Consider the following 15,426-nt stretch of genomic DNA (forward strand, 5'->3'; position numbering starts at 1 on the left):
CCGCAGTCGGGGCCCTCATCCTCTGTCTCAACACAGAGTGCGCCCGAAGGGATTCGAACCCCTAACCTTCTGATCCGTAGGCACGCGAGGGCCCCGAATCGACCCGAATCCTGATGCCACGTCGCGACGCACAGGACCGCGTTTCCGCAGGTCAGGTGCCCTGTGGCGGCTCAGTTCGGCCTCTGGCGCATCGTTACGGGACCGATACCGAAACCGAATTTTGGGGCCCATTTTGGGGCCCACGCGAGGTGGCCGCGTCGGACAGTCCACGGAGCTTCACTAGAGCCGATGGATGGCAGCTTCGACCACCTCGATCATCATCGGCAGGTCTCGATCTACTGTGCTGCGCACGATTGCCGGCTCGACCAGCAGGTAGCCGTGCGCGATCCGGTTCCGCATCCCCCACATCTGGTTCCAGACATCACCAAACAGCGCCTCGCGGTCGGCCGCGCTGAGCGCCGACAGCGCCTCGATCCCCGCCGAGAGCCGCATGCAGATCGCGTCGACGGTCTTTTGGTCGGCCACTTCGCCCGAGCCGTATTCGGCCACGACCTCGAAGTGAGCCAACGCCTCTTCAAGCACCAACTTCGGCTGCCGGCGCCTCACAGGAGCACCGCCTCGTGACGAGCCCGGTCACGCAAGGCAGGGCGAAGCGAGCTCTCCGGCACCAGGTCAACAGGCACCCCGACCACAGCAGACACCTCGTCTTCGAGCCGACCCAGCTCCATCAAGCTCAGCGGGCGGCGCATCACGAACATCAAGTCGATGTCCGATTCTCCGTCATCGTCGCCCCGAGCCACCGAGCCGAACACCCGAACCTGTTCGCCGCCAGCGTCACTGACCAACCGCAGAATTTCGGACCGTGCGGTCCGCAGCCTTCGGGCCAAGGGGGTCGTTCCGTGGAACCGCATCAAGCGCGACACCTCGGGCTGGCTCCGACCGATCTGCTCGGCGATCTGCGCCTGAGTCATGCCCGCCGCGGCAGCGTTGCGCACTGCCCGCACCAGCGCCTCCCTGGCATGGCGCACGGCGGCATCGCTCTCCCGGGCTACCTCTGCCAGCCTCGCGTCCATGGTCCACTATAGCAATTGCTATACACATCCAGCAGGCCGCCGTGCGCCACCTCGTTTCACGCACATGCCGATGAGCGTGCGACACGTCCGGTAGGTCGACGCGCTCGAAGACGCGCAGCGTCCCATTCGCAGAGGCATTACGTTGGGGTGCGGCTGCCTGCGGCGACACACGACGCGGCTTGCCCCGTTTTGTGATAGCCCTTGTTGGGTGACGGGAAGTGCTGCAGCCCTGGAGGACTGGACGCGTTGGCTAGGGGTGGCCCTGGCGGTGGTGGGGGCGCTGCTGGCTAACCCGGCTGCCACGGACCACGCCCTCCGTGCGACCGGCCGGGAGGTGGTCGCGGGGTTGCGCCGGATGTTGCCGAAGCGCGGCCAGCGGACGCGCCGAGTCGGGACAGACCGCGCTACCACGTGGGCCATCGAGGCCGCGCACGTCGAGAGAACTTACGATGCCGACGAGTGGGCCGACGCCGACGCCGAGGGGAGGCTGGGGATCCTCGCGGCCCGTACGGCGTCGCTGAATCAAGAGGTCGCCGACTTGTACACCCTTGTCAGCGCAACGAGACAAGACCTGAGTGATCAGATCTCCGAGGCCGTGAAGCGTCTGTCAGCGGAGGTCACGGGGTTGCGTGACCACGTAGACGGCCTGCAGGACGCGAGCGTCAGATTCGACGCCTCCGCGTTGCCGCTGATCGTCGTCGGCGTGGTACTCGCCGACCTGTCCTCTGACGCCGAAAAGGTCCAGATGTGGGCGTGGATCCTTGGACTGGTGGCCGCGCTGACGCTCTGCTGGTGGTCCACCCGGCGCGTCCTCCGCACCTGGCCGCGGAACTAACCCGGCATGCCAGGGATCTTCTTCACCCGAGGTGCGCAGTTGCGCATCCCTGCGGGCGGGCTAACGATCCGAATGACGGACCAGGGCGAGGTCGTGATGGAACCTGTCCGCACGCAGTTGCGGATGGATCTCTGGCCGCAGTGGCTCCACGAGGCGCTGGATGCGACGATCGCCGCGCGCGTCGCATACGCCGATCTACTGGCGGAAGTCGCGGGGCAAGGGGAAGCCGGGGACCGGCTGGCTGAGTTGCTGGACCGGGAACTCCGGGCGTGCATGCGGGCAATCTCCTCCTCGGCCTTCGCCGTCGACGCTTTCTACGCGTCCGTGCAGGCCCGCTCGCCCGCCCACCCAGATCGGGCCAAGTGGCGTGCGCCGGGGCGTCGACGCACCCCGCGACAGGCCCAAGTGTCCGAGGCTCTGCGCTACCACCTGAAACTCAGGCAGCCCGGCGCCAGTGAGATCCGCGCGCGCATCAAGCAACTGTTCAAGTTCCGCGGCTGGGCGGTGCACGCCGACGCCACCTTTCGGGATGCGATACATCGGGAGGACCTAGACCTGGGCGTTGGCTGGCACCACGCCGCCTTCCGCACGGAGAACGCCGTCGCGACCCTTGGCTCCACCTTCCAGATGCTTGACGTGCTAGTCGTCCGTCTGGAGCGCGGCTGCCAAGAGTTGCGTGAGTATGCGCCCTTCGCCAGGGAGCGGCTGGACGATTTGCTCGACCTGTATGACGCCGAGCCGGGCCTTCCCCCGCTCAGGCGTGCCCGCGACGAGATGCGCGACACGGACGAAGGCGGAGGGAAGGGCGGCGCGGCCTGACCTACCGACCGTCAGGAATGCCGCGCGAACGCGAGCCGGTCCGGCGTCAGGTGCACGCCCCCGGGTTGGATTACCTCGTGACGGCCGATCATCGCTTCACGAAGGCAGGCCGCCGGTCCAAGTTGAGTTCGGCAGGACGTCCTGATGCCGCGTTCCGCGCTAGTGCCGATTAGCGGTCGTCGTGGTCTCGCATCGTTGATGATTGCGCCATGAGCATCGGAAGTCGCAGGTTTCCCGGCCGAGAGGCAAAACAGACGCTTGAGTCTGGGTGGGTGCGCTCGCTGAGGAAGAACGGTGGGACGCTACGGCTGGGGGCGGTTCCGCCCTGACTTCGCTTCGAGTTCACGCCCCTCGAACGCTCGCCTTGGAGTTCCGTCTTCAGGGCCCAGTGTCGCGACTCATCGAGTTCGCTGGACTGGCAGAACTGCACATCGACGGTGACCTTCAGTGGGAGGGAGAAGCCGACCTCGGGTGGGAGGTCTTGGATACCTCGATGTTCGTGGCGGCACGACCGAGACAAGACGGGCTGGTCGTTTACGCCCTTGAACTTCCACAGGCGATCTTGCGCTTTGCGAGCGCCCTTGGGTCTGTCCGGGACGTGGTCTGACGGGGCATCCAAGTGTCCGCTCATGGCACCCCTTTAGGTCAAGACATGGCTGGGAGTGGGGTTCTAGGCTTGGGCGTGGCGGGTCCGGGAAGTGGCTTGTCCGAAGTGCCGGTGTGGGGTTGTGAGCCGGTCGCGCTGGAGTCAGAGTCGTTGCCCCGTTGCCCTCCCGGGCCCGTCACCCTGTTCTGATCGCGCCTGTCCTGATCGGCGACCATGCGGGCGTACACGACGTTGGACAGGCGCCGTTTGAGGGAGCGCATGGCCATCATCGACGGGGTCCCGCCGGCCTTCTTCACGCGATAGAACTCCCGCCCCGGGGTGGGGTTTCGAAGCTGCACCACGGCCATGATGTGCAAGGTCCGGTTGATCCGCCGGTTACCGGCACGGGACAAGCGGTGTCGTTCTTGGTTGCCGGAGGACGCATCGAGCGGGGCCGTGCCGTTCCAGGACGCGAAGCGGTTCTTGTCGCGGAAGCGGTGGACGTCGCCGACGTCGGCGAGCAGCCGGGCGGCACCGGTGGGGCCGATCCCGGTCAGCTCCATCAGGGTCGAGCCGCGCTCGGTGACCAGCGCGGCCAGGTCCTTCTCTGCGGTCTTGATCTTGCGGTCGATGGCCTCGAGCTCACCGATGAGTTCGACCACGATCCTGCGGCGGGTCTTGCCAGGTAGGTCGCGCGGCTTGATCGTGGCGACCAGTGCTCGTGCCTGCGGCGCGGACAGGTACTGCTTGGCACCGCCGGGAAACAGTTCCAGCAGCAGTCGATGCAGCCGGTTGATGGTCTGGGTGCGGGCCCGCCCCAGCTCGTCGCGGCGGTCCACCAACAGCCCAAGCACGACAAGGTCGTCATCGACCAGTACGCGCTGCAGCCCTGGGTCGGGCGGGGCGTACAAAGCTGCCAGCGCCACCGAGTGCGCGTCGACAGGGTCGGTCTTGCGGCCGTTGCCGGTGGCGAACACCCGCACCTGCGCCGACAACTTGGCCGGTACATCGAGCACGACCTCGCCGTCATGAACGAGACGGCGGGCGATGTGCCGACCGATCCCGTTGCAGCCCTCCACCGCCCACACCCGGTCCTGGTGAGTTCGGCCTGCAGCGAGCATCTGCGCGTAGCCGACCTTGTCCGTGCCAAACCGGCCCACCTCCAGCCGCCGGCCAGTGCGGTCGATGACCTCGATCGTGGCCGAGCGCTTGTGCGGGTCCATCCCGATGATCACGCCCACCGTCGTGCTCCCTTCACTCGTTGTGATGTGAAGCGGGGAGGGCATTGCTACTTCGAGCGGAACAAACCCCTTTCGAGCCTCTCCTCGCGCGGTGCCCGACGAGAACGCATGCCATGAGAGAGCCACACCAATGACACCGGTGGGCAGCCGCAATTGAGAGCGCCTCGCCGAGCACCTAGACCGAGTCTGGCCAGACACCGATCCTGCGACCAGTCTCTAAGTAGCCGCGTTCCGCGCTCGTGTCGATGTGCGGAAGCTTGGGCTCGGCGTGTAGTCCTCCATACTGGGATCGCCCGAGTTACCTGCGATCAGCAGTGAGCCCCATGTCAGGATCACAGCCAACGGTCGGCAGGTCAGGAATACTTCCGAGTGAGCAAGCGTCCATGCAGTAGCAGAGCAGCATGGAGGATCTTTCGCAATCGTGCACCTGTGCCGCAAAGACTTGACAGGGCCGGTATCCTCGGAATCGACTCCGTCGATCGAAGCCCGGAGGGTCCGAGGATACCGGCCACGTGAAGATTCTGCTGTTCGGGTGCACGATTGCGAAAGATCCTCCATTATCGTGCGTGGGATCCCTGGCTCCAAGTCGCGTAGCAGCGCCGGTTGACACACCGCCCACCGGAGACAACCCGACCCGTCAGGCTCCTAGCGATGACAAAACCGTACCGCCTATGGTACGTTTTTGCCCTAGGAGGCCAGAATGACGTACCGAGAGACGCTTCGAGAGTTGGCGCACGACACCCATGGTGTTGTCACGCTCAGCGACGCCGTCAGTATCGGCGTTCCAGCGGTCGAGGTGCGCAAGCTCGCTAACCGTGGCGCTTTGGAACGCCGCGGTAAGGGCGTCTACCGGATGGTCGAGGCGCCCCACAGTCCATTAGATGAGTTCGCGGAGGCGGTGGCACTCGTCGGTCCGGACGCCGTCCTAGCGGACGAGGCTGTGCTTGCGGCTCTCGACCTTGGCCAGGTCAACCTGCGCCGCATCAAGGTGGCGACCGACCGGCGGATTCGGCACGCCCTGCCTGCCACTGTCGAGGTCGTCCACCGCCACATCGACGACCGCGAGCGCGATGACATTGATGGCATCCCGTCAATGTCGCTGTTCTCTGCTCTTCTGGGCGCCCGGAGTACGATCCTGCCCGAGCGCCTAGTCGAGGCCGTACGAAAGGCGAAGGCTCGGGACCTGATCTCCGAGCGCGAGGCCGACCAGGTCCTCGCGGCACTGCAGAGATGAGCGCGCAGGAGGGGTCGACGGCGGGCGTCGAACCGCCAAAGGGTGCCCGGCAGCTCCGGGCAGCGCTCGACGCCGCCGCTCGTCGGCGGGAGGCCACGGTTAAACGCCTCCAGGCGTTGGTCGGAAATGTGATCGTGGCTCAGATGCTGCCCGATGCGGCGGTCAAGGGAGGCACTGGTCTGAAGTTGCGGTTCGGCGACCGCCTGACGCGGGAGACCCCGGACCTCGACGCTGCCTTTCGGGGTGACCGGGAGGCCTTTCTCAGCGAGCTGGAAACGAGACTGCGAGCTGGCTGGGGCGACTTCGCCGGGACGGCCATCGTCGGGAAGCAGCGCGCTCCAGAGCAGCTTTTGGATCGCGTGACACTCGCTTACGTCATGCTGCCCGTCCTGGTGAAACTGACCTACCGCGAGAAGTCCTTCATGAGCATCGATCTGGAAATCGGCTACGACGAGCTTGAGGCGACCACCACCGACCCCGTCGAGCACGAGATGTCGTCGGACGTGTTGGACCTTTTCGCCGAGCTCGGACTGCCGGAGCCGGCTCCGGTGCGAGTGCTGCCGCTGCATCACCAGATGAGCCAGAAGCTGCACGCCTGCAGCGAGCCAGGAAGTCCGCGTGCTCATGATCTGGTCGATCTTCAGCTCATGGCACCGTCGTGCGACCCAGCACTGGTGCGCCAGACCGCAGAGCGACTTTTCGCCTTCCGTGCATCCCACAGTTGGCCGCCAACTGTCGTTGCAGGGGAGGGCTGGGCCTCGCGGTATGCAGACGCCGCTGACGGACTCGACGTACTCGACATGAAGGCGGCTGTGGATTGGGTGAACGAGTACATCCGCTCGCTCTGACTCGGTGTCCCGATGGTCATTCCGGTGTCGTCCGCCGGCAGCACATCGGGCGTGTTCGGCGTCAGCTACGGATCACGGGTAGGAGGGCGCTCCGTCACGAGCTCAAGTCTCTGCAGCTGTCGGGAACCAGGACCTGTGGGCGGGTCAGTCTTATGGCGACATCCGTTTGGCTCTGGCAGAGGGGGCACAAGATGAAGATGAAGATGAACACGAAGATACTTGGCGGCGGGGCCTGATCGGCTGTGCAGGTGTTGCCCGGTGCCCTGCTCCGGGTGGCGACACCGAGACCGCCCCGGCGACCATTTCGACAACTCGCACGGACGAAGTATCGCCGCCGGCTACTTGCCGCCAAGAATGCCGTGTCCGCCCGGGTTATTGGACTCTAAGTCCGGCGTGAAGGAAAAACCGGGCTAAGCGGCTCACTGGCCGGGTGGGGCTACGAGGCCAGCTGGATGTACCTGTTCGCCTTCTTGAGTATCGCCGCCGTACTGGCGCCTTCCTCGGTGAGGGTCTTAGACCGGGACGAGGTTCTTTGGCGCCGTCCGACGTAGTCGGCATCATCAACTCAGGGATGCACCGCTGCCTCCCGGGTAATGAAGGATCGCGCGCTCTTGCCGCAGACGGACGTCCTGCGGGAGCCCAATGCACTCTCATGCCGCGGACAGTGCCGCGCGGCTCGAGGCTGCTGACTCTGGCGTTCGCCGCGGCCTTCATCGGCATCCCGCCGTGACAGCCGACTCTCGGGGGCACGGCCACTTGTTGACGCGTGGTGGTAGCAGAATAGCGGGGTGTCGCTTCGCGAGTACCGCACGCAGCTGCGGGGTGCCACTGCTCGCGCAGACTCTCCGGCCCTGGTGGAGCTGTTGACGTCGAGCCCGTGGCCCAAGGATGCGCTGCAGCTTGTCGGCGACGCCATCCTCGTCGTTGTGGCCAGCGATGCGAACGACGCGGTGGCGTTGACCCGGCGGTGCATGGCCGCGCTGGAGGAGCGCGGCTGGGAAGGCGATGCCGAGCTTGCTGCCGCGCTGGCGTCAGCGGGCAACGACGGCCCGATGCCGATGCTTCGGCCAGTGCCGGTGGATCTGGAAGATCTGGCCTCGGTGCTGGAGGGCGACCCTGTGCACGGAGGCGGCCGGGTTGATCTGCGGACCGGCGGGGTGTGGCCTGAGTTCGTCGTCGACGACGTCGATGATGATGACGAGGAAGAAGACGATGACGAGGACGACTCGCGCTGGTTGTGGGTGGACCCGCAAGGCTCACGTGCAGGGCACCGCGACATGGAACTGTTCATCGGCACTGTCGACGACCCCGCCCTGGCCGACCGTCTGACCATTGCGGTTGCTGGGCGCGGCGCGTTCCGCCGCTTCAAGGACGTCATCGCCGCCGAACCGGCCGCCGCTGAGCGGTGGTACACCCTCAGCGAGGACCGGCTGCGCGGTCGCGCCCGCTCTTGGCTGGCTGCGCGGGGTTACCGCCCGACCAGGCCCGCCAGCCCTGATCGATAGAAGCCGTCCGGTCATCCTCAGCAATCTTGGTTGCACAGAGCACGCCCGCTGCCCCACTCCTCTGCACCCTTTCCGCGCCTCGGCCTACCCGACCGTGCACGCCGCACGCTCACACCGGCCGATTCGTCCCCACCGAGAAGTCCGAGATCTCATGGCCCACACACCTCATGCACTCCGGGCTCCGGTTATATCGTTGTGACGAAGAGATCCGCACCCACGGGCCAGGAGGGACGTCGTGAGGAACCCTGAGTCGGCGGAGCCCGCGGAGGCGTCCGCGACCCCCGCGACGACCCGAGCGCGGCCCGCTCCACGAGTACCGGGCCAGGTCGTCGAGTGCGGGTGGTGCGGGGCGGAGGTGGCCGTGCCGGCCCGCGGCCGCGTGCCCAAGTGGTGCTCGGGGACGTGTCGGCACCGGGCGTGGGAGCAGGCGCGCGCTGCCGCGTCCGGGCGTGCGGCCGTGACCGTGGTGGACCGCGTCGTGGAGACGGTACGGACCGAGACCGTGGTCCAGCACCACCGGACGACGGTGCCCGTAGCCGTCCATCCCGCGAGTGCCCACGAGTGGGCGCGGCTGCTGGAGGAGCTCGCCGTCGGGCTGGACACGGGACGGGTCTACAACCGCGACCTGCCGGTGCTGATCCCGGCGGCCAACGCGCTGATCGACGCCCTTGAGCGACGGATCCAGCGCCGTTGACGAGCCCGCAATGTGTCAGCCAGGCGGCTGGCGACTCCCCGCTGGTTCCGCAGAGGCGGCGCCCCACAGTGCCCCACCCATCCGCCGGGCCGCTTCATGCCGGAGCTCGTCGACGGCGTGGACGTAGCGCTGCGCGGTGGCCAGCTCGGTCCAGCCCATGATCGCCATGACGGTGCGGATGTCGACGCCCTGCAGCAGCAGCAGGGTGGCCGCGGCGTGCCGGGCGTCGTGCAGGCGCACCTCGCGCACCTCGGCGTCGCGCAGGATCTGCTTCCAGTCGCGGTAGTCGGCATGCGGGTCGATGAGCGCGCCCCAGTCGGTGCAGAAGACGAGGTCGTGGGTGTGGTCCCAGACGTTGGCCCGCTCCAGCTTGAGACGCAGCTGCGCCGTCCGGTGGGCGCGCAGCTCGGCCACCAGCGGCGGCGGCAAGGCCACCGGGCGCCGGGACGAGCGGGTCTTGGGCTCGACCAGCACCAGTCCCCCGTCGCGTCGCTGTGGGCACTCGGCGCCGCGGGTGTGGCCGCACGCCGGCTCCGCCCGCCGTCGAGGGCTGCAGCCGTGGCTCCACGTGCGGCGCTGCACGGCACGTCGCACCCTCAGCACCCCGGTGTCGAGGTCGACGTCGTCCCACATCAACCCGAGTGCCTCCCCCTGGCGCAGCCCCAGGGACAGCGCGACCGACCAGCGAGCCCCGTTCAGCCGTCCCCGCGACGCCCGCAGGATCGCGCGGCACTCATCCGCGGTGAGCGGTTCGATCTCGGTTCGCTCGACCCGCGGCGGCCGTGCCAGGGCCGCGGGGTTGGTCAGGAGCCGCTGGCGCCGGACCGCCTCATTGAGGCTGGAGCGCAGGACGCGGTGGACGCCGTGCACGACGTGGGTCGACCGGCCGTCGTCGATCAGCTGGCGGTAGAGGCGCTCCAGACGCCACGACGGGTGAAGTGCTGTCGTCGTACTCGTCGACCTCGGCACCGCTGGGGGTCACGTTCGTGCCGTGCGGGAACCGTCGCGCCTCCGCCTGCCCTTCCTGCTCCCGCACGTACGCCCGGGACACGTTCGAGCTCCTGCGCGCCGGGGCTGTCGGCGGCAAGACCGTGCCCGCCTCCGTGGCGGACAACCCGATGCTGTTCGTCACGCTGACCGCGCCGTCGTTCGGTCACGTGCACCGCACGGCCAAGCCGGGGCAGCCGGTCACCCGGTGCCGCCCCCGCGACAGAGCCCAGGTGTGTCAGCACGGACGCCCGGTCGGGTGCATGGCCACCCACGAGCAGGGCGATTCCGTTGCGGGACAGCCGATCTGCCACGAGTGCTACGACTACGAAGGGCACGTGGTCTGGCAGTGGTGGGCTCCCGAACTGTGGCGCCGGTTCGGAATCCGCCTCACCCGGCTCATTGCCCGACACCTTGGCGTCCCGGCGACCAAGCCCCGCCCGTGCAAGCGGTACCCGTACCCGCGTCTATGGCTCGGGGACCTCGCCTCGATCCAGTACGCCAAGGTTGGGGAGTACCAGACACGGGGACTGATCCACTTCCACGGCCTCGTGCGCCTCGACGGCCCCAAGACCCCGGACGGGTTCGCCGCCGCCCCCGATGCCCTGCCCGCGACCGTGCTCGCGTCCCTGATCGAGGACGCTGCCGCCGACGTCCACTACACCGCGCCACCCGCCCTGACCGGGTCACCTGAACGGGTCCTGAGGTTCGGGAAGCAACTCGACGTGAAGGTCGTGCGTGCCGCCCACCGACCCGACGACGACACCTCCCCGCTGGCGTCCGAGCATGTCGAGCGGGTGGCCGGCTATCTGGCGAAGTACGCCACCAAAGCCGTGTCCGACACCACCGGAGAGGGCCGCACGAACGCCCACTACGTGCGCATCCGAGAGACCTGCCGACGCCTCGCAGCGGACGCCGACCGTCGTGCAGCTGCACACCGGGAAGCCGGAGACCACGCCTACGAAGACCCCTACGCCCTGATCGGGAAGTGGGCGCACATGCTCGGCTTCCGGGGCCACTTCTCCACCAAGTCCCGCCGGTACTCCGTCACCCTCGGCAGGCTCCGCCGCGCTCGTCGACGCTGGCAAGCGATCACGGCAGAAGCCGCCCGCACCGGACAACCCGTCGACACAGCCGACCTCGAACAGCGACTGATGGCCGACGACGAAGAGGAAACCACCCTCGTCATCGGCTCCTGGTCCTACGTCGGCACCGGCTGGGACAGCACCGGAGACGCCGCCCTCGCAGACGCCGCCGCCGCACGCGCACGCGAGTACGACCAATGGAGGGCCAAGCGGAAGCACAACCAAAACTACTGAGAGAGGGAGATTCAGGATGAATGACAAGTATCTGTACCGGGTTCCTGAGGTCGCTGAGTACCTGAGTCTGAGCCGGTCAAAGGTCTACGTGCTGCTCCAGACCGGAGCACTTCCGTCCGTCCGTATCGACGGGTCAAGACGGATCAGGGGCGAGGATGTGCGTGCCTTCGTGGCTGCCCTGATGACGGACGCCGCCTGATGGCACAGGTCCGAGATGGCGTGGTCAAGCGGGGCAAGTCGTGGTCCTACGTCATCCGTGTTGCCGACCCTGAGACCGGCGTCAGCAAGCCCAAGTGGGTCAGCGGGTTCGCGACCGAAGAAGCGGCCAAGGCTGCCCGGGATGAGGCCCGCGTGGCTGCTCGACGCGGCGAGTACGTCGACATCAGCCGCGCGACGGTCAAGCAATACCTCACCGAGTGGCTGGAGGCTCACCAACTGGAGGTCAAGCCGAGCACGCACGCCGGGTACACCTTCATGGCGGAGACGTACCTGATCCCCCGGATCGGCACGGCCCGACTCCAGGCGCTCAAGCCCGCGACTCTGACACGCCTCTACCGCGAACTCCTCGAGGGCGGCGGGCGCAACGGCAAGCCGCTGTCGCGTCGGACGGTGGACTACGCGTTCGCCGTCGTGCGCAAGGCACTCAACGATGCCGTGGTGGTGGATCGGCTGCTGCCGAGCAATCCCGTGGAGCGGATGAAGCGACCCAAGCGAGAGCGCAGGGAGCCTCGATCGGTCTGGGACGCCGCGCAGCTGCGCGCCTTTCTGGCCTCTGCTGCATCACATCGCCTTGGGGCCTTCTATTGGCTCGCGGCCTACACGGGTGCTCGGCGGGGGGAACTGCTGAACCTGCTCTGGTCGGACCTCGACCTCGACGCGCGAACCGTCAACCTGCGTGGCTCCGTCGGGGTGTACGCGGGCAAGCGGGTCGAAGGAACCACCAAGGGCGGGCGTGCCCGAGTGGTCAGCATCGACGCCGGAACCGTGGCGGTCATGAAGGCCCACCGGAAACGGCAGGCTGAGGAACGCCTCATCGCCGGTGGCTCCTGGTCAGGTGGCGACCTCGTGTTCCGCATGGGGCTCGGCGGTCCTCTCTTCCCGGACACGGTCAGCCAGTTGATGCCGCGTCTCATCCGCGATCACAACAACGCGGTGAAGGAGGCCGAGCAGGCGGACAGCACTCCCCCGCCCCTGTTGCCGCCGATGCGCTTGCACGACCTGCGGCACATCCACGCGACCATGCTCCTGCTTGCCGGGGTTCCCGTGACGGTGGTGGCCGAACGCCTGGGCCACGTTGACGCGTCGATCACACTGAAGGTCTACGCGCACGTCCTCAAGGAGCAGTCCACGGCAGCAGCGGACATCTTCGCGAAGGCGGTCGAGACCGGCTCGACGGATGCGGCGTTGGACGCCATCGAGGACCCCGAGCACGACGACCCGGGAGCCGTGGGTGGGACCTCGTGTTAGCAAAAGTGTTAGCAAACGGGGCTCAGGAAACGACCATGCCGACTCTGCGCCGGGGAAAGCAAACAGCCCGACCGGCGTTTCCGCTGGTCAGGCTGCTTGGTTCTGTCTCAACACAGAGTGCGCCCGAAGGGATTCGAACCCCTAACCTTCTGATCCGTAGTCAGATGCTCTATCCGTTGAGCTACGGGCGCCTGTCACACCCGTGGGAGCAACGATCGGCAAGCGTACCCGAGCACCGGGTCGCACGAGAAATCCGCTCGGGTGGCGTCCTCTCGGGGCCCCGGACCCCGCCCGATCCCTGCGTGTGAGCGACCTCATAGATGCGGAAAGGCTTCCGCAGAGATGTACCCCTCGGTCACCTCCTACGGTGGGGTCAACGGGCTTCTCGAGCCCCGAACCACGGTTCCTTCGTCGTGACCAGATCCGTCTCACGATGCAGGTACGGTGGATCATCCAGCAGGTCAGTCGTCGGATCACCTCCGAGGTGGCTCCGGCATTTGGCCGGGTCACAGCCGGGCGCCAGCCCGGAACCGGAAGGACAACGGAGACCATGACCGCCCCCGCTGCACCCGTTCAGGGCACCACGCACGCAGGCCTTCAGGCCTGGGTCGACGAGGTCGCCGCGATGACCACCCCCGACGAGGTCGTGTGGGTGACCGGGTCCGACGAGGAGTGGACCCGGCTCACCGAGAAGCTCGTCGCCGCCGGGACCTTCGTCAAGCTCGACGAGAGCAAGAAGCCCAACAGCTTCTATGCCGCCTCCGACCCGAGCGACGTCGCGCGCGTCGAGGACCGCACCTTCATCTGCTCGCTCGACGAGAAGGACGCCGGTCCCACGAACAACTGGATGGACCCCAACGAGATGAAGGACCTCATGCGCGGGCTCTACGCCGGCTGCATGACGGGCCGCACCATGTACGTCATCCCGTTCGTCATGGGCCATGTCGAGTCCGAGAACCCGATGTTCGGCATCGAGATCACCGACTCCGAGTACGTCACCGTCTCGATGAGGGTCATGGCCCGCTGCGGCACCGAGGTCCTGCGCCGGATCGAGGAGCTCGGCGACAACGCCCGCTACGTCCCCGCCCTCCACTCCGTCGGCGCCCCCCTCGCGCAGGGCCAGCAGGACGTGAAGTGGCCCTGCAACACCGAGAAGTACATCGTCCAGTTCCCCGAGGAGCGGATGATCTGGTCCTACGGCTCCGGCTACGGCGGCAACGCCCTGCTCGGCAAGAAGTGCTACTCGCTGCGCATCGCCTCGGTGATGGCGCGCGACGAGGGTTGGATGGCCGAGCACATGCTCATCCTCAAGCTCACCTCCCCGGAGCAGCAGGTCTACTACATCGCGGCCGGCTTCCCGAGCGCCTGCGGCAAGACGAACCTCGCGATGCTCAAGCCGACGATCCCGGGCTGGAAGGTCGAGACCCTCGGTGACGACATCGCCTGGATGCGTTTCGGCAAGGACGGCCGGTTGTATGCCGTGAACCCGGAGTTCGGCTTCTTCGGCGTCGCCCCCGGCACCAACGAGCACACCAACCCCAACGCGATGTCGACGATCAACAAGGGCAACTCGGTCTTCACCAACGTGGCGCTCACCGAGGACGGCGACATCTGGTGGGAGGGACTCGAGAACATGCCCGAGCGCGCGACGTCGTGGAAGGGCGAGCCCTGGACGCCCGCGGACGGGGAGCGCGGCGTGCTGTCCTCCCACGCCAACAGCCGCTACTGCACGCCGATCAAGCAGTGCGACATCCTCGCCCCCGAGTACGACGACCCCAACGGTGTCCCGATCTCCGCCATCTTCTTCGGCGGCCGACGCAAGACGACCGTCCCCCTCGTCACCGAGTCCCGCGACTGGACCCACGGCACGTTCATGGCCGCCACCCTGTCGTCCGAGACGACCGCCGCCGCCACCGGTCAGGTCGGTGTCGTCCGGCGCGACCCCATGGCCATGCTGCCGTTCATCGGCTACAACGCCGGCGACTACTTCCAGCACTGGATCAACCTCGGCAAGGACGCCGACGCCTCCAAGCTGCCGAAGATCTTCTACGTCAACTGGTTCCGCCGCGACGAGGAGGGCAACTTCGTGTGGCCCGGCTTCGGCGAGAACAGCCGCGTCCTCAAGTGGGCGATCGAGCGCATCGAGGGCAAGGCCGCCGCGGTCGAGACCCCGATCGGCCACGTCCCCACCCCGGAGTCCATCGACACCGACGGCCTCGACATGGACCCGGCCGAGCTCGCCAAGGCGCTCGCGGTCGACCCCGAGGAGTGGAAGGCCGAGATCCCGCAGATCGAGGAGTGGTTCGCCAAGTTCGGCGACAACCTCCCGACCGCCCTGCGGGTCGAGCTCGACGGCCTCAAGGCCCGCCTCGGCGTCAAGGCCTGAGCCGGAGACCGCCTCACGCACCGACGCTCACGAGAGACGCCGCTTCCCCGGGGAGGCGGCGTCTCGCGTGTCGCGGCAGACCCCCGACGTGTGGTCTTTGCCAACTCCAGACCCGTACGTGGAAGTCCCCATACCGTGCGTTCGCTTGGCTGGACGTGGCACGAGGGGGCGGCGACACCGCGACCGTCACGGGTGCCTCGGAGGGAGCACCACATGACGAGCACCAGAGGACGGCGGGGACTCACCATCTCGGCCGCAGTGGTCGCCGCGGCGGTCGCCGTCGGCACGAGTGCGACGGGGGTGGCCCTGGCCGCACCGGACGGCACGCAGAAGCAGAAGGGGTCCCCGGCTGCCGGCGACCCGCACGACCAGCTGCCCGACCTCGACGCCCGCCGGGCGACGGCCGCACCGTCGGCGGCCCAGCGCGCGGCC

15 protein-coding genes and 1 tRNA gene are annotated in these 15,426 nt (G+C 67.4%); 11 read left to right on the forward strand and 5 right to left on the reverse strand.

Going from position 1 to position 15,426, the window contains the following annotated elements; genetic code table 11:
• Nucleotides 1–279 precede the first annotated feature (279 nt).
• Together N801_RS11820 and N801_RS11825 are read right to left on the reverse strand one after the other, a co-directional pair.
• Complete coding sequence (locus N801_RS11820) at nt 280–606, reverse strand: HepT-like ribonuclease domain-containing protein (protein ID WP_035937977.1); 327 nt, start codon at nt 604–606, stop codon at nt 280–282.
• A complete protein-coding gene (locus N801_RS11825) occupies nt 603–1,073 on the reverse strand; it encodes a nucleotidyltransferase family protein (RefSeq protein ID WP_035937980.1) in 471 nt (156 codons plus the stop codon). Before N801_RS11825 ends, N801_RS11820 begins: the two co-directional genes overlap by 4 nt.
• A 208-nt stretch (nt 1,074–1,281) precedes the next feature.
• On the opposite strand from N801_RS11825, the gene N801_RS11830 reads away from it, so the two are divergent.
• Nucleotides 1,282–1,908 (forward strand): hypothetical protein, encoded by a 627-nt coding sequence (locus N801_RS11830; protein WP_156996728.1) that lies wholly within the window; start codon nt 1,282–1,284, stop codon nt 1,906–1,908.
• Nucleotides 1,909–1,914: 6 nt separating this feature from the next.
• A complete protein-coding gene (locus N801_RS11835) occupies nt 1,915–2,727 on the forward strand; it encodes a hypothetical protein (protein ID WP_169744264.1) in 813 nt (270 codons plus the stop codon).
• Between the two features lie 645 nt (nt 2,728–3,372).
• Here N801_RS11835 and N801_RS11845 read toward each other — a convergent pair.
• Nucleotides 3,373–4,554 carry an IS110 family RNA-guided transposase gene (locus tag N801_RS11845; RefSeq protein ID WP_035937987.1) on the reverse strand — a complete coding sequence of 394 codons (1,182 nt, stop codon included), beginning with the start codon at nt 4,552–4,554 and terminating at the stop codon, nt 3,373–3,375.
• A gap of 700 nt (nt 4,555–5,254) precedes the next feature.
• On the opposite strand from N801_RS11845, the gene N801_RS11850 reads away from it, so the two are divergent.
• The 4 genes from N801_RS11850 to N801_RS11865 all read left to right on the forward strand — a co-directional run bounded on the left by N801_RS11850 (nt 5,255) and on the right by N801_RS11865 (nt 8,835).
• Nucleotides 5,255–5,788 carry a type IV toxin-antitoxin system AbiEi family antitoxin domain-containing protein gene (locus tag N801_RS11850; RefSeq protein WP_035937990.1) on the forward strand — a complete coding sequence of 178 codons (534 nt, stop codon included), beginning with the start codon at nt 5,255–5,257 and terminating at the stop codon, nt 5,786–5,788.
• A complete protein-coding gene (locus tag N801_RS11855) occupies nt 5,785–6,636 on the forward strand; it encodes a nucleotidyl transferase AbiEii/AbiGii toxin family protein (RefSeq protein ID WP_035937992.1) in 852 nt (283 codons plus the stop codon). Before N801_RS11850 ends, N801_RS11855 begins: the two co-directional genes overlap by 4 nt.
• 788 nt (nt 6,637–7,424) lie before the next feature.
• Complete coding sequence (locus tag N801_RS11860; RefSeq protein WP_052112920.1) at nt 7,425–8,141, forward strand: UPF0158 family protein; 717 nt, start codon at nt 7,425–7,427, stop codon at nt 8,139–8,141.
• A gap of 235 nt (nt 8,142–8,376) precedes the next feature.
• Nucleotides 8,377–8,835, forward strand: coding sequence for a hypothetical protein (locus tag N801_RS11865; protein WP_156996730.1), 459 nt, complete (start codon nt 8,377–8,379; stop codon nt 8,833–8,835).
• A gap of 15 nt (nt 8,836–8,850) precedes the next feature.
• Here N801_RS11865 and N801_RS11870 read toward each other — a convergent pair whose 3' ends face one another.
• Nucleotides 8,851–9,804 carry a tyrosine-type recombinase/integrase gene (locus N801_RS11870; protein WP_084108812.1) on the reverse strand — a complete coding sequence of 318 codons (954 nt, stop codon included), beginning with the start codon at nt 9,802–9,804 and terminating at the stop codon, nt 8,851–8,853.
• Between N801_RS11870 and N801_RS20750 the strand changes: the two genes are divergently transcribed.
• From N801_RS20750 to N801_RS20305, 3 genes are read left to right on the forward strand one after another with little or no spacing between them, the layout of a single operon-like run.
• On the forward strand, nt 9,774–11,141 hold the full coding sequence (locus N801_RS20750) for a replication initiator (protein ID WP_052112922.1): 1,368 nt from the start codon (nt 9,774–9,776) through the stop codon (nt 11,139–11,141). The two genes, N801_RS11870 and N801_RS20750, sit on opposite strands and share 31 nt — an antisense overlap.
• A 16-nt stretch (nt 11,142–11,157) precedes the next feature.
• Nucleotides 11,158–11,340, forward strand: coding sequence for a helix-turn-helix domain-containing protein (locus tag N801_RS11880; RefSeq protein WP_035937997.1), 183 nt, complete (start codon nt 11,158–11,160; stop codon nt 11,338–11,340).
• Nucleotides 11,340–12,608 carry a site-specific integrase gene (locus N801_RS20305; protein ID WP_084108820.1) on the forward strand — a complete coding sequence of 423 codons (1,269 nt, stop codon included), beginning with the start codon at nt 11,340–11,342 and terminating at the stop codon, nt 12,606–12,608. Before N801_RS11880 ends, N801_RS20305 begins: the two co-directional genes overlap by 1 nt.
• 118 nt (nt 12,609–12,726) lie before the next feature.
• Here N801_RS20305 and N801_RS11890 read toward each other — a convergent pair.
• Nucleotides 12,727–12,799 (reverse strand) — tRNA-Arg (locus N801_RS11890).
• Between the two features lie 359 nt (nt 12,800–13,158).
• Between N801_RS11890 and N801_RS11895 the strand changes: the two genes are divergently transcribed.
• Together N801_RS11895 and N801_RS20755 are read left to right on the forward strand one after the other, a co-directional pair.
• On the forward strand, nt 13,159–14,994 hold the full coding sequence (locus N801_RS11895; RefSeq protein WP_035938000.1) for a phosphoenolpyruvate carboxykinase (GTP): 1,836 nt from the start codon (nt 13,159–13,161) through the stop codon (nt 14,992–14,994).
• A gap of 213 nt (nt 14,995–15,207) precedes the next feature.
• On the forward strand, nt 15,208–15,426 hold a 219-nt coding region (locus N801_RS20755), incomplete at its 3' end, for a hypothetical protein (RefSeq protein ID WP_156996734.1).

Source organism: Knoellia aerolata DSM 18566 (genome assembly GCF_000768695.1).
In the GTDB taxonomy this organism is placed as follows: domain Bacteria; phylum Actinomycetota; class Actinomycetes; order Actinomycetales; family Dermatophilaceae; genus Knoellia; species Knoellia aerolata.